Genomic DNA, 21661 nt, shown 5'->3' with positions numbered 1-21661 from the left:
ATAAGCTTATTCATCTAGGAAAAACTAACGGCAAACCCTTAAGCTTGAAAGGAGTCAATTTCATGAAAATCATGCGCACTGTTCTTATGGTCATACTCGCATTTTTCGTTGCAACAACGGGTATTCACGCTGAAAATAATCCTAAAAAAGAAAACAAGGAAGCGACGGAGAAAGCTCCGAAACCACCTGTAGACACCAGCGTAAAGATCCCAAACTCAGTATTAAATATCGCAAAGGAAAATACGTATCCCAACTCAACCCAGGATCAACCGTATCTCCAACCGAGTGAGTGGTCCCAGGAATTGATCGAAACATCGAATGTGAAAATAGAAAACCCGAATCTGATCCGTATGCTGAATGAATCCACCATGAATAAAGCACCAACGATTGGATTACGGGCAACGATCTATTTAGGGGAATGGCCTTTAAACTATGCTTCAACCGAGACATCCCCTAACTGGGAGTATCAAAAGGTCAACACGAACTACTTCGATAACCGCGGTGGAAAATCAAACTACCAAATTCACTACGTCCAGGAAGTACAAAAAGTAGTGAAGGGCGGATTGACGGCTAAAGTACCACACGCAGATGATGTAGAAAAAATGATGCTCATCAAAGCAATGGATAAATCAAAGCTGCCACTTGCTTTCCAAACGATTGTAGGAGCAGGGACAAAGAAGGATCAGGTGTACAACATCTCACCTAAGCGACTTGGCTACCTCTATGCCTACGCACCAGCGATTAATGAAAAAGGAAAAGTAACCTACGGTGAAGTATTCCTTGTGATGAAAGGAACAAAACGCTCCGTCGTCGTGAAAAATGTTACATCCCAAGGAGTCGGGGCCTGGATTCCAGTCCAGGATCATGTCCACTTCGGCTTCATGGCAAGCGAAACACCAAGATAAATGTTTAAAGAAGAGTGAAATGGGGTAAAACCATATTTCACTCTTTTATTATTTTCTTTGATATGTTATAATAATTAGAATATTCAGAATTGAAGGAGGGATATCATGGAGTATTTACTTATTTTTGGAGGCATACTAGTGGCGTTCATCACATTAAGAGTATGGTTCGGAGCGAGAAGAGCAAAGATCTATGCTGAGATAAAAAAACAACAATACAATGTAATGGATCCAGCCCTGGAAAAAATAGCTCAACCACTCAAGAAAAACGACCGCGGCCCAATCGGATAAGAAGCACACCGGATGAATGTCCGTTGTGTTTCTTTTTTTTTGGAGAGGGACGGACCTTGTGTTGATCGTGGTTGGAATGCGTATTTGGTCTACGAGACGGCGTGTTGTTCATAAGTTGGCGCAACAAACCCGAAAACTGGCACCGCAAGACATGAAAGTTAAGATCCCAAATTCCCATGAAAAAAGCCCAAATCCATAATAGATTTGAGCCTCCACACTATTTTCATCGGGAAATCTTCGCTTCACGCTTCGAAAAGTCCACATCGCCATAATACATAGACTTCACTAGCACGTTCGGTCCTAGGCAGCGAGCCATTGGACAATGGCAATTCAACTCTTTTGCAAGTGGTTGTTGTTTCCACTTTTCAAAAATGGCAGGGAGGGTATCCTTTGCTATATTTCCAAGTGGCGGCGTGTCGCCGAAGTCAGTGACGATGACATCACCGGTGAAAATATTGACGTTCAGACGGGAACGGCCGTCAGGATCATTGCGGACGCTGACATTTTTAGCGGCATAAAGTTCCTTCAGAAAATCCAAGTCTTCCTGTGAAGAGCTGCATGGATAGAATGGAAGTGTTCCAAATAGCATCCATACGTTTTCATCACGGAAGGAAAGAATATCTCTGATTGCTTCCCTTGTTTCTTTCAATGAAAGAGTTTCAAGGCTTGACGCGAAATCCGACGGGTACATCGGATGGATTTCGTGACGGCCACACTTCATTTCATCGACAACCTGGCGATGGATTTTCTCCAGGTAAGGCAGGGTATTTTTATTTAACATGGTTTCTGCCGAGACAAGTACTCCGCGTTTTGAGAGTGCACGGCTGTTTTCAATCATGCGGTCAAATAGTTTCTGGCGCTGCTCCCTCGTTGGCTTTCGTTCCATATTGGCAAACCCGACGTCGATGAACTCATCGATCGTTCCCCAGTTGTGCGAGATGTGCAGGACATCCAGGTAAGGGGCAATTAATAAGTATCGGTCAAGATCCAGGGTCAGATTCGAGTTGATTTGGGTATGTACGCCTCTGGAATGTGCATACTTGAGTAAGGGCAAGACATAATTTTCAACGGATTTCTTTGACATCATCGGCTCTCCGCCGGTAATACTAAGGGAACGAAGTGTTTTGATATCGTCGAGCTTCTGTAGAATCAATTCAATGGGAAGGGCGCTTGGATCCTTCGGAGATAACGTATAACCGACGGCACAGTGCTCGCATCTCATGTTACAGAGCGTTGTGGTGGTGAATTCTATATTGGAAAGCGTGATATCACCATGCTCATCCACATCTAAATAAGCCTCCCAAGGATCATGGTCAATCGACATTTTCTTGGAGAGAGTATCAGTTTTCATTATAAAAGCTCCTTTATTAATAAGTCACCTATTCATTATTGAGAAACGCCCAGCCCTTGTCAATCCGAAAGTTATTGGTTACCATAGTAAACGTATTGAAAGGAGAGAGAACTTTTGGGTAAAGCTATCAACGATAAAGACTCACAAGTGAGCTATTTAAAACAACGCCTGAACCTGTTCGTCGACGTTCTGGACTCAATCGATCCCGAACAAGCTGACATTGACGATATCGATCGCCTGATCGCCATGATCGATGATATAGAAGTAAAATGCGAGCAATTTAAGAAGAGTGAGTAAGAGTCCTTGGTGGGGCTCTTATTTTTTTGTGGGACGGACCTTTGATTGGGGTTGGATTGTGAGATGAATAGCGGTCGATAAAAATTCATTACGGTCTACAATTTTAATATACGCCCCATATACCCCACCCTTCATCCTATGCAGAATAGTAGACAAGAATACCAGGCAGGATTTCCCCGCTAAAACGTCAAACTTTAATAAAAACATCTATTAAAGGAGTGATCTATCCCCATGATCATCACACCAATCGAAAAACACCAGTGTGAGCAGGCAAAAAATGTGGTCCTGTCAGGTTTCCTCGAACGATTCGGATTCATCGATCACACCCTGAATCCCGATATTCATGACATATCCGTAGAGTATGACGGCACGCAACATCATTTTTTTGTAGGAAAAGAGGATGACGACATTATCTGCACTGGAGCGATTCGAAAAGAATCGGACGGCACGTATCAGATTGTTAGAATGTCAGTCCACTCCTCTTATAGGAAACGTGGTCTCGGCCGCATCATGCTCAAATTTCTGGAAGAAAAAGCACACTCCCTTGGGGCTCGTTACCTCATCCTCGAAACGAACAAACAGTGGTCGGACGCTATCCGATTTTACCAAAACAACGGGTACATCTATAAGGAAGAAGACGAGGTTTCATGTTATTTCGAGAAGGAAATTCCATTGTGAAATCCCTTTCAATCTCATTCTTATAGGAGTATAATGATGTATGAAATTTAAGACTGTTATTGAGATCTTTAGAGGGGGAGAACGATGAATAAAGAGACATTACAGCAAAGCATGTACGATTTGATTGTGGAAACATCCACGAACCTGCCGAAGGACGTCAGGCGTGCGATCCGTTCCGCGAAAGCCCGTGAGAACGCCGGTACGCGTTCGGCAATGAGTCTGGACACGATTTCAAATAATGTAAAGATGGCGGATGACAATGTATCCCCGATTTGTCAGGATACAGGACTTCCGACTTTTAAAATAAAAACACCGGTCGGCGTGAATCAGCTTGAAATCAAAGAAGCGATCTATGGGGCGATGGTACAGGCGACGAAAGACGGAAAGCTTCGTCCGAACTCAGTGGATTCATTGACCGGGGCAAACTCAGGGGACAATCTTGGCTTAGGGACACCGGTCATCAAGTTCGAGCAGTGGGAGAAGGATTATATCGATGCGCGCCTGATCTTAAAAGGCGGCGGTTGTGAAAATAAAAATATCCAGTACAGTCTTCCGTGTGAACTTGAAGGACTGGGCCGTGCCGGACGTGACCTGGATGGGATCCGTAAATGCGTCATGCATTCGGTGTATCAGGCCCAGGGACAAGGCTGCAGTGCCGGCTTCATCGGCGTTGGAATCGGAGGAGACCGTTCTTCAGGGTATGACCTGGCAAAAGAACAATTATTCCGTTCCGTTGATGATGTGAATGCGAATGAAGATCTTCGTAAGTTAGAAGAGTACGTAATGGAACATGCGAATGAGCTTGGAATCGGCACGATGGGATTCGGCGGTGAAACGACTCTGCTTGGCTGTAAAGTCGGCGTCATGAATCGTATTCCTGCAAGCTTCTTCGTATCTGTTGCCTATAATTGCTGGGCATTCCGTCGTTTAGGGGTGAAGCTTGATGTGGAATCAGGCGGTATCGACGAATGGTTCTATCAGGAAGGCGAGAAGATCGATCTTACTAAACAATCAGAGGCTGAGCTTGAAACGGCAGCGGCTTCATCCGGTGAAGAACCAAACGTTGTCGTACTCCAAGCTCCGATCACGGAAGAAAAAATCCGTGAGCTGAAAGTGGGAGATGTGGTTCAAATCAACGGCCGCATGTACACCGGCCGTGACGCGATCCACAAGCATCTGAGTGAGAATGATGCACCGGTAGATCTTGACGGCCAAATCATCTATCATTGTGGTCCGGTCATGCTGAAGGACGATGAGGGCAACTGGCACGTGAAAGCGGCTGGTCCGACAACATCGATTCGTGAGGAGCCTTATCAAGGGGATATTATGAAACGATTCGGCATCCGTGCTGTCATCGGGAAAGGCGGAATGGGTCCTAAAACACTTGCTGCCTTGAAAGATCATGGCGGAGTGTATCTGAATGCCATCGGTGGAGCGGCACAGTACTACGCAGATTGCATCAAAGGCGTAGACGGAGTGGATCTGATGCAGTTCGGTATTCCTGAAGCGATGTGGCACCTGAATGTGGAAGGCTTCACAGCGGTTGTAACAATGGATTCCCATGGTAACAGCCTTCATGAAGAAGTCGATAAATCGTCATTGGAAAAATTAGCTCAGTTTAAAGATCCTGTTTTTAAATAAAGGAATAGGGACCACCTCGTGAAAGATGCGGGGTGGTTTTTCTATTGGGTATTTATGTTAAAATATGAAACCATAAACACATGGTTTTCGTAGTACATACAAACAGGAGCTGGAGGGCTATGATGATTTTCAATAAATTAGTGAGCATGTTGTTTCTTTCCTTGATGGTGTTTCTAACAGGGTGTGCAAGTAATGGTGAAAAATCGAACATCACTTCAATTGAAGATGTGAAGGTTGATACGTTAAAAGAAAACAGTGGAACCTATATCGGGGATAACTCCAAGGTCAGTGCGATCCTTCAGGAATTACCCGGTGGAGAAACCGTTCTGGAAATCGATCTTTCAGGTGAAATGGTGAAGGTGACCTATGGCAATAAAGAAGGGAGCCTTTCTCAAAGTGATGTGGAGGAGTTCTGGTTCGACGGTAATCATGTCGACCGGAAGAACTTTTATTACAACGCCATCTTCCTGACCCTTCTTGTTCCGAATGCCAAGGAATATCACTTTCAGGTAGACGAATCCATGGTATCCGTTTCAAGAGACAAAATGGTCAAAAACCTCCAGGATGAATTTGAACAATTTCCAACAGGCGAGGCCATTTGGGATAAAAAAACAGTATCTGAATTTATTGATGAACATAATGGGAAACTAACCGAAATGGCTACGAAGTATCAGACATTTTTTGAGTGAGGGACGGACCTTGGTCTTTGATGGTTGTAGTTGATGGAAGTCGTGTTTGCCATTTGCTCAACAAGCGTATAAAGTGGTACAAATTCACAGGATCCCTGCGCGAGTTTGGACAACCGCAAGCAATTCATTCAATTCGAAGATCACACACCCATTTATGGATACTTTTAGTACACATGAATCCTTCCCGTTCTCAAAAACTAAGGGAAATGGAAGTGAAAGAAGGGTTCAATTTTGCAGAAATCACTAAAAGTGTTGATCATAGCGTCAATCTTAGTATTGCTCATCCCGGCACAAGCCTATGCAGTCTCAAATAACCCGATAGGCTGGGGGTTTAAGAAGAGTCAGAATGAAGTCCCTGCAGAAGCAGGAGCTCAGCATGATCAGCTGCTTGAGAAATATGACGCCTTTTATAAGGGGTCATCTGATAAAAAAGTGCTGTATCTGACCTTTGATAATGGGTATGAAAATGGCTACACAGGACAGATCCTTGATGTGTTAAAGCAGGAAAAGGTGCCAGCCACCTTCTTCGTGACAGGTCACTATTTATTAAGTGCTGAAGATCTGGTCAAGCGCATGGTGAAGGAAGGGCATATCGTCGGGAACCACTCCTGGCACCACCCGGACTTCACGGCTAGCTCGGATCAAAAAGTCCGGGAAGAGCTGGAAAAAGTAAAAGTGAAAACCAAAGAACTAACCGGTCAAAAAGAAATGAAATACCTTCGTCCCCCAAGAGGCGTATTTTCTGAACGTACGCTTCAAATAGCGAAGGAAGAAGGTTACACCCACGTCTTTTGGTCCGTCGCCTTCATCGATTGGAAAACCGATCAGCAAAGAGGCTGGCAATACTCGTACGACAATATTATGTCCCAGGCCCATCCAGGCGCGATCATCCTTCTGCACTCCGTCTCCAAAGACAACGCAGACGCCATGGAAAAAGCCATAAAAGACCTAAAGAAAAGAGGCTACACCTTCAAAAGCCTGGATGAACATCCGATGATGAAAAAATAGAGGGACGGACCTTCATTCCTAGGATCTGGCCCTAGGAATCGAGGTCCGTCCCTGAATTCATTCGTACCAAAGCACACTGTCATCGGCATCGTTTCGGTCACAATCGGCCAACTTGTACATATTGTCCGCCACTTTCCCGTTTTATATATACTCTACATTCTCGGCAAGACATCTTTACAATCCCACCGCTACCAAACGTATCCCGACGTGAGTCCCGAACGGAATGAAGTGCATTCCCGTCATACACTAGGTCATGTAAAATAGGATCACCTTCTTCTGTATACGTAACAATCCGAATGCGATCCTCCATATCATCCCCGTCATTTTGATAAAACTCTTCAAATCTCTCCATATTCTCTATATCTCCATGTGTATTCACTACATCTGTCTCTACAGGCTCATAAGCTCCCACCTGTTTCCCCACTTCAGTCTCCACCTGATCCCCAGGCTCTTCACAGCCACCAACAAAGGAAAAAAAGGAACAAACCAGCCATTAACAATCTCCTCATCAATCAAATCATCCCTTTTAGAATTCCTTGAGGTCCGTCCCTGAACTTTAGCTCCAATACTTTTAGAGGTCCGTCCCTCAGCTACTGCATTAGACGCACCACAACGTTGAAGTGTTACACCCACGGTATGCTATAATACACATACAAGTTTTGTGCGGAAGGATGAGGACGATGGTGATAAGGGATGTTAAGGTTGAAGGACCGTATAATTTTGACCGGGTACTGGAGAGGCTTACGCTGGATCCGTTGAATGCAGTGGATCAGAAAAACCGAAGCGTGAAGGTTCCATATTATCTACCGGATGGAAATGGAGAGGTCATCAAAGTGCAGGCGACAGGCACCACAGATCGACCGGAATTCAGCATGACCTTTGAGAATGAAGAGAACAATGAGCAAAAACTGAACCGGATTTCAGACATCTTTCAGTGGCACACCGGTCTTCGCGACATGCACGAGCACTTCCTGCAGACCGATTTGAAGCCGATTTTCGAGGAGCATATCGGCACACCGATCATCCTGGAATTCGACCCGTTTGCGACAATTATCAAAAGCATCATTCATCAGCAGCTGAACCTGAAGTTTGCCTTCACCCTGACCCACCGTTTCGTCACCAAATATGGCTGGCAGAAAGACGGAGTCTGGTTCTATCCATCACCGGAAAAAGTTTCCTGTCTCACCGTAGAAGAACTGCGGGAGCTGCAATTCAGTCAGCGGAAAGCGGAATATGCAATTGGTATCGGGCAGAAGGTAGCAAGCGGAGAACTGGATCTGGTCAAGCTGGCAGAGCAGCGAGACGAAGAAGTCATCAAGGAACTTACAAAAATCCGGGGCATCGGCCCATGGACAGCCCAAAGCTTCCTGCTATTCGGACTCGGCAGGCCAAACCTGTTTCCGAAGGCGGATATCGGCATCCAAAACGCCATTAAGAAACTATTCAAAATGGATCAAAAACCGACCATGGACGAGCTTGACCAATTCAGCACATCCTGGCATCCTTATTTAAGCTATGCATCCTTGTATTTATGGAGAAGTATCGAATAGAACGGACGTGAACCAATGAAAAAGCAATACGAAAAAAAGCAGCACAATGAAGTGAAAATCGAGCTGAAACAACAGTTTCCTCTAACGATAAAAAAAATCGGCATCAACGGTGAAGGAGTCGGATTCTTTAAACGAAAGATCGTCTTCGTACCAGGAGCACTGACAGGGGAAGAAGTGGTCGTCGAAGTGACCAAGGTCCACCCGAAATTCACCGAAGCCCGCATCAAAAAGATCCGGAAGAAGTCACCACAGCGCACCAAAGCTCCCTGCCCAGTCTACGAGCAGTGCGGAGGCTGTCAGCTACAGCATCTCTCATATGAAGGGCAGCTGGATGCAAAACGGGATATCTTGCTTCAATCACTCGAGCGTCACACAAAGCTTAGATTGGAAGACCTGGACATCCGTCCGACGATTGGGATGGACAATCCATGGCACTACCGGAACAAAAGCCAATTCCAAGTGGGCACTCAAAACGGCAAGGCTATCGCAGGCTTATATAGCATGAATTCAAACAAGCTGATCGACATCGACGAGTGTATCGTGCAGCACCCGCTTACGAATAAAGTAACAACGGAAATCAAACGCATCATTAACGATTTCAACATCCCTGTCTTTGTTGATCAAAAGAAAAAGCCGATCCTGAAAACGATCGTCACACGTGTCGGGTTTGAAACTGGGGAAGTTCAGGTCGTACTCGTAACGTCTGAGAAAAAAATCCCCCGCAAGGAATTGCTGATCAACGAGATCCAGAAACGACTACCGGAAGTCGTTTCCATCGCCCAAAATATCAATCCGAAAAAAACGGCACTCGTATTTGGGGATGAAACAATCCATTTGTCCGGAAAAGAAAGTATCGAAGAACGCCTGGAAGAGTTCACATACGAATTATCCGCACGCGCGTTCTTCCAGCTCAACCCGATCCAGACAAGCAAGCTGTATAATGAAGCAAAGAAGGCAGCTGCCCTCACTGGTGAAGAAAAAGTTGTCGATGCCTACTGTGGCGTAGGAACCATCGGATTATGGCTTGCTGACGGAGCGAAAGAAATCCGCGGAATGGATGTCATCAAGGAAGGAATCGAAGATGCGAAGAAGAACGCAAAGAAATTCGGAGTCGATCACGCTGAATACTTCGTCGGAGGAGCCGAAACGCTCATGCCAAAATGGAAAAACGAAGGCTGGCGACCTGATGTCGTCGTAGTCGATCCGCCAAGAACCGGTTGCGACAACAAGCTGCTTGATACGTTAAAAGAAGTAAAACCGAAGACATTCGTGTATGTCTCCTGCAACCCATCGACTCTGGCGAAGGATATCGATTATTTGAAGAAACAGTACCGTGTGGAATACCTGCAGTCGGTAGATATGTTCCCGCAGACCGCGCATGTAGAGGTAGTGGCGAAGCTGGTTCTAAAATAAAACCTCGATATCGAGGATGATCACGATCAGCCTGAAAAATACAGGTGACATCGATTTCTCCCATGAAGCCGTAAAGAAAATTTTTTGAGCATTTGGTTGAAACCACACTACAAAGCAAGTATTAGGGCATTCCTCAGACGTTGAGGGATGCCCATTTTTCATAATGCCGGCACACTCTCTAAGCAGATGTCTGGTCAATAAACCTGTTTATCTATTAAGATGTCCCTTGAGCAACCACAAGGAGGCAAAATCATGAACAATAAATATAAAGAGCTATTATCCCCCTATACTTTCAAAAACGGAGTCGAATTAAAGAACCGCATCATCATGGCACCGATGACGAATTTCTCATCGGATGAGCATGGTAACGTTACGGATGCAGAGGTTACTTACTATGCGAGACGCTCCAGGGATGTCAGCATGGTGATCACAGCCTGCACATATGTAACACCTGAGGGAAAGGGCTTCCCGGGTGAGTTCGGCGGGGACTCCGATGAAATGATCCCGAGCCTTGAAAGGTTGGCGAAGGGAATCAAAGAGCAGGGCGCTAAAGCCGTTCTCCAGATTTTCCACGGAGGTGTACAATGTCCACCGGATCTGGTTCCTGATGGGGATGTGGTGAGCGCCAGTGATGTAATGGGTGAGAATGGAGAGAAGAAAGCCAGAGCATTAACAGAAGCAGAGATCGAAAATATCATCGATGCTTTTGGTGAGACGACCCGCCGAGCGATAGAAGCGGGATATGATGGCGTGGAGATCCACGGAGCGAACGGTTATCTCATTCATCAATTCTTCTCCCCGATGACAAATCGTCGTGAAGACCGTTATGGCGGCAGCCTGGAAAAGCGGATGACGTTCCCGCTTGCCATCGTGGATAAGGTGAAGAGTGTGGTCGCTGAGCATGCGGATCCATCGTTCCTAGTTGGATACCGTTTCTCACCTGAGGAGCCTGAAGACAATGGGTTCACGATGGGTGACACCCTTACCCTTGTGGATGCCCTTGCAGACAAGGACCTTGATTATCTTCACGTTTCCCTGTTCGATTTCTTCTCGAAGCCAAGAAGAGGGGTGGAGGACGTTGAGAAAACAAGAATGGATTATTTATTAGAAATCATTGGTGAACGTACACCACTGATCGGTGTAGGCTCGATCTACTCTGCCGACGATGCACATAAAGCATTCAGTACAGGCGTTCCGCTATTGGCCCTTGGTCGTGAACTGATCATTGATCCCGATTGGCTGAAGAAGATAGAAGAAGGAAGAGAAGAGGACATTGTGACCGAGATAGATAAAGGGAAACAGGAAGAATTGGTCGTTCCCGATCCGTTATGGAATGCAATTGTGAATACGCCTGGCTGGTTCCCGGGAGTGTAGGGAGTCAGTCTTGAAAAGAAATGGCCTGTGAAGTTCACAGGCCATTTCTTTTTTAACTTTCACTATGCTGAGATTCTTTGTTTCCCGGTGCGAACCACCCAAACAAGGCGATAGCCACAAGGACTCCGTAAAACGTGAGGGTCCAAAGGGTGCTATGAGGGAAATCGTGATCCAGGATATGAATATCTTCATGAGCCAGTGTGATGACGGCCAACTTTACCCCGACCCAGGCGACAATGGCATAAGCGGTTGTCTCTAAAGCAGGGCGCTTTTCAAGCAGCTGCACAAACCAGGTTGCAGCATATTTGATCAAGATCAGCCCGGCAATTCCTCCGAGGACAACAATGATAAATTGTCCGCCGTCCATCCCGCCAAAATCATCAAGGGGTGAATCGGGGAGTCCAAGGGCAAGGGCCACGGCTGCGAGGATCGAATCAATCGCAAAGGCAAGGTCTGCCAATGCAATCTTTCCGACTGTCGGCCAAAAGCCTTTTCCTGCAGCTTCCTCTTCAGTATCTTCACGAATATTTTCATTCTCTTTTCCAAAACGTGCTTTAATGACATGCTTTAAGCCCAGGTAAAGAAGATAGGCTGCTCCGATCGCCTGGATCTGCCAGACATTTGCAATAAAGGAAATCGCAAATAAGGCACCAAAACGAAAGGCAAAGGCAAGGAAAATCCCGTATTTGATGGCTCTTTTCTTCTCATCGTCCGGAAGGTGTTTCGCAATGACGGCGAGAACAAGGGCATTATCTGCAGATAACAAACCCTCAAGGCCGATTAGGATCAGTAATGTCCATCCATATTCTAACCAGATTGATTCCAAATAAAGTGCTCCTTTCCACTAAACATTGAGCCAACACATAAGCTGGTCGACCTGTTAATGTAATACTAGTCCTCAGTCTTTATCATACCACTGATTGTGAATCTAATCCTTTATTGGTATTGGGTTTTTTTAGATATTCTCAATTTCCTTTTGCACTTCCAAAACATTTTATGATATAGTGAATTTACTAAATATGACAGGAGTGATGGGTGGACGATGAAGAACTGATCTTATTTTCGCGAGGTTTGAAATTCCATATTTCAAATTAACCAAAATAGGATTAGTCTGCCCATTTTTATACATCGTCTGAGCCAGTGGATTTATTTCCAAGTGGCTTTCTTTGAACACGACAGGTACGGCTAATCCTTCCAGAGAAATGGGGAGGATTTTTTTGTTCTCCCTTTGATGAGAGGGGAAAATGGTATGAGAGAATTAATGAAGTTAGTGAATATAAGCTATGAAATGATGGATCAGAAACTATTCGAGAAGGTGAATGCTGGTGTGCAGGAAGGGGATGTCATTGGGATCATCGGGCAAAATGGCGCCGGGAAGTCTACGCTGCTTCAGTTGATACACGGGAATTTAGTGCCTTCGGAAGGTACAATACAGTGGTTTCATCCCGACTTGACCATTGGTATGGTCGAACAGGAAACGGAGTCCCATTCCTTTGACGACACGACACCTTCTGAAGCCAGGCTTTTGGAAAAATGGCAGGTGCCAAAACATGAGTTTCTGCAATTGAGCGGTGGGGAAAAGCTGAAAGCACGGCTTGCAAAAGGGCTGGCGAAGAATGCCGATCTCCTCCTGTTGGATGAACCGACGAACCACCTGGATCACGGGAGCATGGAACTCCTGACGAATCAAATCAAGGAGTATAAAGGGACGATCATTCTCGTATCACATGACCGGTATTTTTTAGATGAAGCGGCGACAAAGATCTGGGCGATCGAACATGGAAAGCTGATTGAGCATCGCGGCCATTATTCGAGCTACATGGAGGCACGAAAACAGAGACGGCTCACGCAGCAGCGTGAATATGAGAAGCAGCAGAAGATGGTGGAATTGATTGAAGATCAGATGAAAGAGCTCTCATCCTGGTCACAAAAAGCCCACGCCCAGTCCACGAAACAGGAAGGATTTAAAGAATACTACCGGGTAAAAGCAAAGCGGACGGACAGCCAGGTGAAATCGAAGCAGAAGCGTCTTGAGAAAGAGCTTGAGAAAGCAAAGGTGGATGCGGTTGAGGAAGAGCATTCTGTGCGATTTTCACTAAAGGCGACGCATAAGAAAGGAAAGCGATTCTTGGAAGTGAAAGATCTGACAAAAGCTTTTGAGAAGCGAACCCTTTTCAAAAAAGTTAATTTCACGATCCAGCATGGGGAAAAGATGTCGATCATTGGACCGAATGGCAGCGGGAAGACGACATTATTAAAGGTGATCATGGGGCAGGAGGCGGCTGACGGTGATGTATGGATTTCACCATCTGCAGAGATCGGCTATCTGACGCAAGAAGTGTTCGACCTTCCCCTTGACGACACGCCTGAACAGCTCTTCCACAAGGAAACCTTCGAGGAGAGAGGAAAAGTCCAGACACTCATGAAGCACCTGGGATTCCAGACGACCCACTGGAGGGAACCGATCGGGAATATGAGTATGGGAGAGCGCGTAAAGTGCAAGCTAATGAAGTATATTCTAGAAGAAAAAGATGTGCTGATCCTGGATGAACCGACAAACCATCTTGATCTTGCTTCCCGTGAACAGCTTGAGGACACCCTCTCGCAATACAATGGGACTTTGATTGTCGTGTCCCATGACCGTTATTTTCTAGAGAAAACGACGAGTACGAAACTCGTGATCGCGGACGGCAGGATTCAAAAGCAGTTGAATGAGCCTGCTTCAGAACGGGATGACCAGGGAGAACTGCGGTTGAAGCTTGAGACAGAGAGACAGGAAGTGTTGGGAAGGCTCAGTTTTATGATGCCAGGGGATAAGGAATATGAGGAACTGGATCGGAAATTTAAAGAGCTCACGGAACAAATAAATCAGTTGAAGTAAAAAAGGGACAATTCAATCGAATAAAAACGATTGAATTGTCCCTTTGTTTGAAAGAAAGCAGGTGCTTACATTTCTCTGTATTCTTTTTCCGTCCCATCAGGGAATGTAATCTCCAACTCGAACTTCTCATAGCCATCCTCAACTGAAAATGCTTCTTTCACTTGTTTGATGACCTCTTGTTCATCGGTATCCTGGTCAAACGAGAAATCTTTGAAGATCGGGGTAAGCTTATCCATCGCTTCATCAGAAGTCAAATTTTGATCATTAAGATCATCCTGATATTTCGCTTCCGTCGAGTCTTTCTCGTTCTCGTAACCCACGTCGATTGTTTTATTTTCCTTGTAATCAACCTCTAAATCAAAGTTCGCAAAAGTAAAAGCTTCATCTTTCGCTCCCTCATTATTATTGGCAGTGTCCTCAACTGGTGCATTTTCAGGAGGGTTCTTTACCTCTTCCTTGTCATTACAGCCGGCTAAAAGAACCAAAGAGAATAGAACAGCGAAGATACATCTTGTTTTCCTATGCATACAATGACCTCCTTTATGATGATAAGGATAGTTTACCCAATTGTGGATAAATGAATCGTGGAGGACTTGTTCTTTCACCTTTCAACGAGAAAAAGGCATTGCACTCAGCAATGCCTAAGTAAGATTTAAAGGAACTACCCTTCACCAGGCACAATAAGAACCCCTGGCCTGATTGGACTGCCCGTTCCAATAAGCATGATAACCCTCACTCTTGTGCGTATCATAGCAATCACCAGTAAGGTACCCTTGAGAAAAGTAAGTTTCTTTGATACTGCCCACGATAACCACCCCAGCCATGAAGGAAAGGGGAATCAGAACGAATAACCAAACCATTTTCGAAAACCTCCTTTTTTTATAAACCCTGTTAGGTAAAAGCAGGTGAACGTCCTGTGGGTATTTCTTCTGCTACTATCTTACCATTATTATATGGAAAAATATAGATAATGAATTGAATGAAATTTGGATGTATAAGGAATTAGAGAACACATGCCGGAATAATATTCCTAGGTATGCTCTTTTTTGTTCCGCATCTAGGTTATAATGAATCTACAAACCTCAGGAGGTACATATGAAACAGCAAAACTATGAAAATCACAGTAAGATCGATCCGGCCTATCATGTTGGAATTGCCCTTTTATCCCTTATTACACTCATTCTAACGATTACGTTTTTCGTTAAGAATGTCGGGACAGAGACTTTACTAAGCTTTGTTGTGCTGTTTGTTGTGTTGACGATCATTCTGATAGGGGTCAAGCTAAGAAGCTATGCCCTTCAGCTTCAGGATCGAATCATCCGCACGGAGGAATGTTTCCGCTATTATCGTTTGACGGGAAAATCGCTGGATGCTTCGTTATCCCTGAAGCAGATGATCGCGCTCCGCTTTGCACCGGATGAAGAATTTCCAGGGCTAGTGGAAAGAGCAGTGACCGAGAACTTACCACCTAACGAAATTAAGAAAGCTATACAAAATTGGCGTGCAGATCATCATCGCGTATAAACAACACAGAAGGACCGCTCACTATTGGGCGGTTACATTTTTGTAAAAGGAGGCTCGTTATGTCGAACGAAGTCATGGTAGATGTAAAAGATTTAGTGAAAAGGTATGGCTCCTTTACGGCAGTGAAGGGAGTGAAGTTCCAGGTGGAAAAGGGGGAGATCTTCGGATTGCTTGGTCCGAACGGGGCCGGGAAGACGACGACGATCGAGATGCTTGTGGGACTTCGGAAGCCGGATGAAGGGACGGCCGCACTTGCGGGATATGACGTACGGAAAGATGTGAACAAGGTGAAAGAGGTGATCGGGGTTCAGCTTCAGTCGACTTCTTTGTTTGAGTTGTTGAAGGTGGAGGAGATCCTTCATTTGTATGCGAGTTTTTACCCGAGTCATGTGGACATCAATCAATTGATCGAGGATATGCTCCTGACCGAGAAGCGGAAGGACCGGATCAAGGGTCTGTCGGGCGGGCAGAAGCAGCGGCTCGCGATTGCCCTGGCGCTGATTCATGATCCGGAGATTGTGTTTCTGGATGAACCGACGACGGGACTGGATCCCCAGGCGCGACGGACATTGTGGGACATTGTGCTGCGGTTGAAGGAGCGGGGGAAGACGGTGATTCTGTCCACGCACTATATGGATGAAGCCCATGTGCTCTGTGACCGGATCGGCATCATGGATCAAGGGGAACTGATCGCCCTTGACACACCGGCTAATCTGGTGAAAACCCTGCAGTCAACGAGTACGATTGAATTCCACCTCAACAATCCACCTGAGCAGGAGTGGTTCATGAAAATGGATGGAGTCGAGGAAGTGGCCATCAAGGACACGTTCGTCCAGCTATACACGGATGAGCTACAGCTGGCACTGACCTCCCTCATTTCCATATCGACGGAACATCATTTGAAAATCCAGGATCTCGAGACGCGCCAGGCGACATTAGAGGATGTCTTCATTCATATGACAGGAAGGAAGTTGCGGGAATCATGAGAGCTTATTGGCAGTTAACTTTGGCGCAATTACGGATCTTTGGAAGAAACAAGCAGGTCATCTTCTTTACGTTACTCTTCCCGGTCATCCTGATGGTGGCACTCGGATCATTTGCAGGCGGAGGGAATTCACTCTCGTTAACTGTAGGCTTGACCGACAGGGATGATACCGGTGCGTCGAAGGACTTAAAGGACTTATTTTATAAAAATGAGGGAATCGAGACTACGAAATATGAGAGCGTGAAGTCGGGAAAAGAAGCCGTTGAAAATGGGGATATCCAGCTTCTGATCGAAATCCCGGAAGGATATGAAGAGAACCTGAAGGATGGGAAAGAGGCTTCCTCTCTTCCTGTATACTATAACGAGAAAAACCTGACCACGTCAGAGCTTGGATTGACGGTGGTGAACGGCATCATCGATCAATATAGCAAGGACATGGTTGACTATAAGCCGTTAGTGACGGTTGAGAAAGTAGGAATCGAGGCGCTGAACCTTCGATATGTTGATTTCCTTGTACCGGGTATCGTCGCCATGATGATCATGAGCAACAACATGAACGGGGTCGCAGGTCAAATTTCCGCCTGGCGTGAACGGGGGATCCTCCGGAGAATGCAGGGGACGAGATTGAAAGCATCCACGTTCATCGCCGCCCAGATCACGGCGCGCCTGATGCTGAACGGAACCCAGGCATTGCTCGTCGTCCTGATTGCCGATCTCATCTTTGACATCAACGTTGCAGGTTCTTGGCTTGCCATGATCTTCTTCATCATCCTTGGGACCCTTGCGTTTATGGCACTTGGCTTTATTATCGCAGGCATGGCGAAAAATCCGGAAAGTGCCGGACCGATTGCGGGATTCGTGACGTTTCCGATGCTGTTTCTTGGAGGCGTGTTCTTCCCGATCAACAACATGCCGGATCTCATCCAGCCGATCGTGAAGGTGCTGCCAATCGCCCATTTGAGTTCGGCGTTGCGGGAGACGATGAATCTTGGGACCCCGTTTTTGGAATTGGGTACGGAGACACTGATATTGGGAGCTTGGCTGGTTGGCGGATTTGCCCTGGCTAGTTATGTGTTTAAGTGGGAGTAATATTGAGAAGTCCAATCGGATCAACCCGATTGGACTTTTTTCACGCCCTCTTCTCTAAATCTTTCGCAGTTTGACTCGTTTCCACATCCTTCTCATCCTTCAAGGTACCAAACAATGCATCGACGAAAGGCGTGGACACGCCGTACCAGTAGTTCTCGTTTTTATAATGGTGCAGGATATGCGTTTTCTTGAGCCATTTCCCGAACCGTGTTTTCGGCTTGAGGGGGCGATGGGCGACATAGTGCTTCCACTCGTAGACAAAGAACATGAACAGTATGCCGGTGGCAAAGGCGAGGGTCGCTGAGATCGAGCCGCTCACGAAGTAAAACAGCAGACATAGGCTGAACAGGCTTGGAGCACTGTACCAAACGGGTAAAAACAAGAGCTTCAGGTCATTCGGTTTTTTATGGTGATCGTAATGCAGACGCTTAATCAATTTCAGAAGAAAAGCATTCTTCGGTGACTTGATGTGGAAGACAAAGCGGTGGGTGAGGTATTCACTGAACATGTAAGCGACGATCCCAATCGGAAAATATAAGAAGGTGGATAAGGAAAGCTCCATGGTCATCAAAAAGCCGACCACCACAAGAAAGATACCTACCATGACCAAAATATCAAAGTGTAAGAAGAAATCACGATACAATCGATTCTCTTTCATCCTCCATTGCCCCCAGTCATTTTTTGTTTCCACAATCGTAAGCTGGTTTCCATCATTTCTTTAATGAGGAGCTCTGCCTGTTCGATGTCCCCTTTTAAGATGAGGTCCACCAATTTTTCGTAATAGTCACGTGAAGCTTCGCGATGGTCCGGTTCGCTGAAATATTTCTCAGCCATCCTGCCGTAGAAGTCTTTGAAGCTATTCAGGATGAGAAGATAGATGGGGTTCGGCGACAACATGGCGACACTCTGCTGCAGCTGCCAGTCGAAATTCGCATATGATCGTGCATCATCCTGTATCTCTTCAAGAGGGACAAAGAGTGAAATGACCTTGAGTCTGTGATGATGGATGGCATCCCTGAAATAAGTGGGGGTCAAGGAGATTCTCAGCTCGAGCATATGATGGATGAATTCATCGGGTACTTCTTCCTGATGCTCGAGGATATTCACGATCGTCATTAAATTCCCCTGCTTCCAATAATCGTTTACAACCGCAGGCATCCCTTTCCGTCCCGCAATCCAGCCGTCCCGCTCCAACCTCTGCAGTGTTTCACGGATGGTGGGTCTTCCTACTTGAAAGCGGCTGGATAATTCTCTTTCGGATTGCAGTGGTTCATGAACTTTGATGTGCCCTTCCAGTATGGATTGAATGAGTTTGCCGGCGACAATATCTGATGAACGTTCTTTCAACGGAATGTCCCTCCTTTTGATTGGTAATACCAATTTTATACTTGGTATTACCATTATATGATCTTGTGTGGTTCGTTTGTCAATAAATTCTGAAAATAATGAGGTTTTGTGAAATCCTTGATGTTTTCACCAAGGTTGTTCAGGGGAGTTAATCTAAATAAGCAAGAGTCTGTATGCCTTCTCAATAAGGGTATAAACTAACCATGAAGATTAGATAGAAGAGAGGGAGAGTATAATGAAGGCTGTTCAAGTTACCGGATATGGTGGAATCGACAAATTAGAAGTGGTTGATATTTCGACCCCGACTCCGGAAAAAGGTGAGGTCCTTGTAAAGGTCAAAGCATGTGCCATTAACAATACTGAAATCTGGATGAGGGAAGGGGCTTATGGAACAGAAGAGAAGTCAGGCTGGCGTCCGGAAGGCGTTCACTTTCCAAGAATTCCGGGATCGGATATAACGGGTGAAATTGTAGGGGTGGGTGCCGATGTTCCGGAGACCCTGATCGGCAAGAAGGTCGTCCTGTTTCCTTTCACTTCAAGTGGCAAGGAGGGTTTCGAACACATTTCAGAGGATATGTCGTTCATTGGCTCCGAATATGATGGAGGGTATGCCGAATATGTCGTTTGGCCGTCAGAACTCTGTTATGATATGCCTCTCCCTGCATATGAAGAAAGTGCTGTTTTTTCTGTCAGCGGATTGACAGCATGGCATATGGTGGAGCAGATCCAGGCGAAGCCGGAAGAGACGATCGTCGTGACTGGTGCCAATGGCGGTGTGGGATCATTAAATGTTCAAATCGCTTCCAGAGTTTTTGGATCAAAGGTGATTGCGATTGTAGGTGACATGGGATTGGAAGATAAAATGAAAGAATTGGGGGCTACTCATGTATTATCCTACAAGTCCCATACCCTTGCCGATGAAATAGTAGAAGTCAATGGAGGTCCGGTGGATTCTGTATTGGATGTAGTCGGGGATGCGTTGTTTGCGACATCCATAAGCGTTTTAAAGAATGGCGGGAAGTTTTGTATATCAGGCTCGGCTGGGGGACAGAAAACGGAACTCGATTTCAGGACCATTTATTTAAAACATATCACGGTATATGGATCGGTCCTTGGTACGAGAGATGACTTTAGAAGAATGCTTGATGCCATTTCTGCAGGTAAGATCAAACCGGTCATTGAACGTACCTTTCCTCTCGAAAAAGCGGGAGAAGCACAAACCTACTTCAAGAATTCAGGAAAACTGGGGAAGATCATTTTGCTTCCTGAAAAATAGTATGACAAGAAAAGGACGGTTCACTTACTTAGGAAGCATCAGGACCGTCGCGCCATTGGTAAGAAAAAGAAGTACCCATCCACTCCGCTCATAAGGTATGATAGCAATAGATTATGACCGGAGGATTTATATGATAAAAATAATGGCTGATTCAACTTGTGATTTATCAGATGACGTATTGGAATTATACGACATTAGCTTGGCCCCATTAACGATTAATATCGGGGGGAAGATCTATAGAGACAGGGTGGACATTGGACCGGATGAATTCTATGGAATGATGGAGGACTTACCGGAGTTCCCCACGACGGGTATGCCAAGCCCTGCAGAGTATCTTGCCATTATGCAGCAAGCCGTTCAGGACGGATATAAGGAGATCATCTGTATCTGTATGTCCAGTGGAACGAGTGGAGCGTACCAATCAGCAGAAATTGCCAAAGGGTATTTCTATGAGGAAGATCGCGACTCTACGGTGAAAATACATATTGTCGACTCAGCCTGCATGAGTCATGGAAGTGGCCTGCTCGTGATGCAAAGTGCGCTAATGAGGGAGAGGGGAGCGACATTCGAAAGTATCGTCGCTTTTAATGAAACATATAAAAAGAAGGTTAAGCATTTCCTATCGGTTAACGACTTGGATCATTTGTTGAAAAGCGGCAGGCTCACCAATGCCAGTGCCTTCATAGGCAAATTGCTCATGCTGAAGCCCATCATGTCCATGAAAAAGGGAAAAGGCGCGATCGTTGGAAAAGAACGGGGACTTAAAAAAGTATTGAAGCATTACGTGACGGAATTTTCCATTAGGTATGACCGTGAGATGACCGAATTCGTTATCATCGGATATACATCCGATATAAAAATAGCTGAAAACCTGAAATCTAACATTCAATCTGAAACCGATTACTCCGGAGAAATCTACATCATGCAAATGGGCGTCTCCGTGGGGACACATGTAGGATTGGGGGCCATTTCCATGTATTTCTTGGAAAACAGAGAAAAGAAGGGCTTCTTTAATAGGGAATAATGGGGGACTGCCTTCTGTACGGTGAACGTACAGGAAGCAGTCTCTTTTTTGGGTTACTAGGGAAATATCACGACAACAGCAATCTGAAACCACTCTATAATGAATACTAACCTGTTCGGTTGAGCGGGAGAAAACGTAAGATAACATTGCTTTTGGAGGTGGAATTAGCACGTTCATTCGCTCCTTCTTTTTTTATTGATATGACAACGTTTATAGCTTTAAAAGAGTGTTTTGGCATACAAATTAACATCCGTTTTAACAACCCTTTTAGCGGTAATGAATAAATTTATTCACGACTGCTAAAAGGGTTGTGAATTCCATTGTTGAAAATAATACTGAAG

The 21661-nt window shown here is 45.5% G+C and carries 23 protein-coding genes; 16 read left to right on the top strand and 7 right to left on the bottom strand.

Features of this window, described 5'->3' with window-relative positions; genetic code table 11:
• The first annotated feature begins 62 nt into the window (after positions 1-62).
• Together ACXAF2_RS20880 and ACXAF2_RS20875 are read left to right on the top strand one after the other, a co-directional pair.
• A complete protein-coding gene (locus tag ACXAF2_RS20880; protein WP_475141545.1) occupies positions 63-905 on the top strand; it encodes a YfkD family protein in 843 nt (280 codons plus the stop codon).
• Between the two features lie 105 nt (positions 906-1010).
• Complete coding sequence (locus ACXAF2_RS20875; protein ID WP_475141544.1) at positions 1011-1193, top strand: hypothetical protein; 183 nt, start codon at positions 1011-1013, stop codon at positions 1191-1193.
• Between the two features lie 223 nt (positions 1194-1416).
• Here the strand turns inward: ACXAF2_RS20875 and yfkAB are convergent, their stop codons facing one another.
• Positions 1417-2544: a radical SAM/CxCxxxxC motif protein YfkAB gene (gene yfkAB, locus ACXAF2_RS20870; protein WP_475141542.1), complete on the bottom strand. Its 1128-nt coding sequence runs from the start codon at positions 2542-2544 to the stop codon at positions 1417-1419.
• Positions 2545-2658: 114 nt separating this feature from the next.
• Between yfkAB and ACXAF2_RS20865 the strand changes: the two genes are divergently transcribed.
• The 5 genes from ACXAF2_RS20865 to pdaA all read left to right on the top strand — a co-directional run bounded on the left by ACXAF2_RS20865 (position 2659) and on the right by pdaA (position 6857).
• On the top strand, positions 2659-2841 hold the full coding sequence (locus tag ACXAF2_RS20865; RefSeq protein ID WP_034761313.1) for an SE1561 family protein: 183 nt from the start codon (positions 2659-2661) through the stop codon (positions 2839-2841).
• 231 nt (positions 2842-3072) lie between these two features.
• Positions 3073-3519 carry a GNAT family N-acetyltransferase gene (locus ACXAF2_RS20860; protein WP_475141541.1) on the top strand — a complete coding sequence of 149 codons (447 nt, stop codon included), beginning with the start codon at positions 3073-3075 and terminating at the stop codon, positions 3517-3519.
• An 84-nt stretch (positions 3520-3603) separates the two neighbouring features.
• Positions 3604-5160 (top strand): fumarate hydratase, encoded by a 1557-nt coding sequence (locus ACXAF2_RS20855; RefSeq protein ID WP_475141539.1) that lies wholly within the window; start codon positions 3604-3606, stop codon positions 5158-5160.
• 122 nt (positions 5161-5282) lie between these two features.
• Positions 5283-5849, top strand: a complete 567-nt coding sequence (locus ACXAF2_RS20850; RefSeq protein ID WP_475141538.1) for a DUF4825 domain-containing protein — start codon at positions 5283-5285, stop codon at positions 5847-5849.
• A gap of 231 nt (positions 5850-6080) precedes the next feature.
• Positions 6081-6857 carry a delta-lactam-biosynthetic de-N-acetylase gene (pdaA, locus tag ACXAF2_RS20845; protein WP_475141536.1) on the top strand — a complete coding sequence of 259 codons (777 nt, stop codon included), beginning with the start codon at positions 6081-6083 and terminating at the stop codon, positions 6855-6857.
• Positions 6858-6954: 97 nt separating this feature from the next.
• On the opposite strand, the gene ACXAF2_RS20840 is transcribed toward pdaA, so the two are convergent.
• Positions 6955-7281: a DUF4362 domain-containing protein gene (locus tag ACXAF2_RS20840; protein ID WP_475141535.1), complete on the bottom strand. Its 327-nt coding sequence runs from the start codon at positions 7279-7281 to the stop codon at positions 6955-6957.
• 256 nt (positions 7282-7537) lie between these two features.
• Here ACXAF2_RS20840 and ACXAF2_RS20835 point away from each other — a divergent pair, with 256 nt between their 5' ends.
• The 3 genes from ACXAF2_RS20835 to ACXAF2_RS20825 all read left to right on the top strand — a co-directional run bounded on the left by ACXAF2_RS20835 (position 7538) and on the right by ACXAF2_RS20825 (position 11194).
• Positions 7538-8407 carry a DNA-3-methyladenine glycosylase family protein gene (locus ACXAF2_RS20835; protein ID WP_475141533.1) on the top strand — a complete coding sequence of 290 codons (870 nt, stop codon included), beginning with the start codon at positions 7538-7540 and terminating at the stop codon, positions 8405-8407.
• Positions 8408-8422: 15 nt separating this feature from the next.
• Positions 8423-9820 (top strand): 23S rRNA (uracil(1939)-C(5))-methyltransferase RlmD, encoded by a 1398-nt coding sequence (gene rlmD / locus ACXAF2_RS20830; RefSeq protein WP_475141532.1) that lies wholly within the window; start codon positions 8423-8425, stop codon positions 9818-9820.
• A gap of 252 nt (positions 9821-10072) precedes the next feature.
• Positions 10073-11194, top strand: coding sequence for an NADH-dependent flavin oxidoreductase (locus tag ACXAF2_RS20825; RefSeq protein WP_475141530.1), 1122 nt, complete (start codon positions 10073-10075; stop codon positions 11192-11194).
• 52 nt (positions 11195-11246) lie between these two features.
• Here ACXAF2_RS20825 and ACXAF2_RS20820 read toward each other — a convergent pair whose 3' ends face one another.
• Positions 11247-12020, bottom strand: coding sequence for a TerC family protein (locus ACXAF2_RS20820; RefSeq protein WP_148967434.1), 774 nt, complete (start codon positions 12018-12020; stop codon positions 11247-11249).
• A gap of 423 nt (positions 12021-12443) precedes the next feature.
• On the opposite strand from ACXAF2_RS20820, the gene abc-f reads away from it, so the two are divergent.
• A complete protein-coding gene (abc-f, locus tag ACXAF2_RS20815; protein WP_475141528.1) occupies positions 12444-14075 on the top strand; it encodes a ribosomal protection-like ABC-F family protein in 1632 nt (543 codons plus the stop codon).
• 65 nt (positions 14076-14140) lie between these two features.
• On the opposite strand, the gene ACXAF2_RS20810 is transcribed toward abc-f, so the two are convergent.
• Both ACXAF2_RS20810 and ACXAF2_RS20805 read right to left on the bottom strand, forming a co-directional pair.
• A complete protein-coding gene (locus ACXAF2_RS20810) occupies positions 14141-14602 on the bottom strand; it encodes a YusW family protein (RefSeq protein WP_475141526.1) in 462 nt (153 codons plus the stop codon).
• A 141-nt stretch (positions 14603-14743) separates the two neighbouring features.
• The gene (locus tag ACXAF2_RS20805; protein ID WP_475141524.1) at positions 14744-14935 is read right to left on the bottom strand and encodes a hypothetical protein; all 192 of its coding nucleotides are present in this window, start codon (positions 14933-14935) and stop codon (positions 14744-14746) included.
• A 235-nt stretch (positions 14936-15170) separates the two neighbouring features.
• On the opposite strand from ACXAF2_RS20805, the gene ACXAF2_RS20800 reads away from it, so the two are divergent.
• The 3 genes from ACXAF2_RS20800 to ACXAF2_RS20790 are packed head-to-tail and all read left to right on the top strand — an operon-like array spanning position 15171 to position 17673.
• Positions 15171-15599 (top strand): DUF6526 family protein, encoded by a 429-nt coding sequence (locus ACXAF2_RS20800; RefSeq protein ID WP_475141522.1) that lies wholly within the window; start codon positions 15171-15173, stop codon positions 15597-15599.
• A 59-nt stretch (positions 15600-15658) separates the two neighbouring features.
• Positions 15659-16585 carry an ABC transporter ATP-binding protein gene (locus ACXAF2_RS20795; protein ID WP_475141520.1) on the top strand — a complete coding sequence of 309 codons (927 nt, stop codon included), beginning with the start codon at positions 15659-15661 and terminating at the stop codon, positions 16583-16585.
• Positions 16582-17673 (top strand): ABC transporter permease, encoded by a 1092-nt coding sequence (locus ACXAF2_RS20790; protein WP_475141518.1) that lies wholly within the window; start codon positions 16582-16584, stop codon positions 17671-17673. The genes ACXAF2_RS20795 and ACXAF2_RS20790 overlap by 4 nt, the downstream gene beginning before the upstream one ends.
• A gap of 40 nt (positions 17674-17713) precedes the next feature.
• Here the strand turns inward: ACXAF2_RS20790 and ACXAF2_RS20785 are convergent, their stop codons facing one another.
• Positions 17714-18331: a sterol desaturase family protein gene (locus ACXAF2_RS20785; protein WP_475141516.1), complete on the bottom strand. Its 618-nt coding sequence runs from the start codon at positions 18329-18331 to the stop codon at positions 17714-17716.
• Positions 18328-19074 (bottom strand): GntR family transcriptional regulator, encoded by a 747-nt coding sequence (locus tag ACXAF2_RS20780; protein WP_475141514.1) that lies wholly within the window; start codon positions 19072-19074, stop codon positions 18328-18330. Before ACXAF2_RS20780 ends, ACXAF2_RS20785 begins: the two co-directional genes overlap by 4 nt.
• A gap of 181 nt (positions 19075-19255) precedes the next feature.
• Here ACXAF2_RS20780 and ACXAF2_RS20775 point away from each other — a divergent pair, with 181 nt between their 5' ends.
• On the top strand, positions 19256-20296 hold the full coding sequence (locus ACXAF2_RS20775; RefSeq protein ID WP_475141512.1) for a zinc-binding dehydrogenase: 1041 nt from the start codon (positions 19256-19258) through the stop codon (positions 20294-20296).
• Between the two features lie 130 nt (positions 20297-20426).
• Positions 20427-21320 (top strand): DegV family protein, encoded by an 894-nt coding sequence (locus ACXAF2_RS20770; protein ID WP_475141510.1) that lies wholly within the window; start codon positions 20427-20429, stop codon positions 21318-21320.
• Positions 21321-21661: the final 341 nt, after the last annotated feature.

The organism is Rossellomorea sp. ABR4_004, assembly GCF_056159585.1.
Note: the sequence above shows the minus strand (reverse complement) of the source record. Positions and strands in the feature narration are given on the sequence as shown.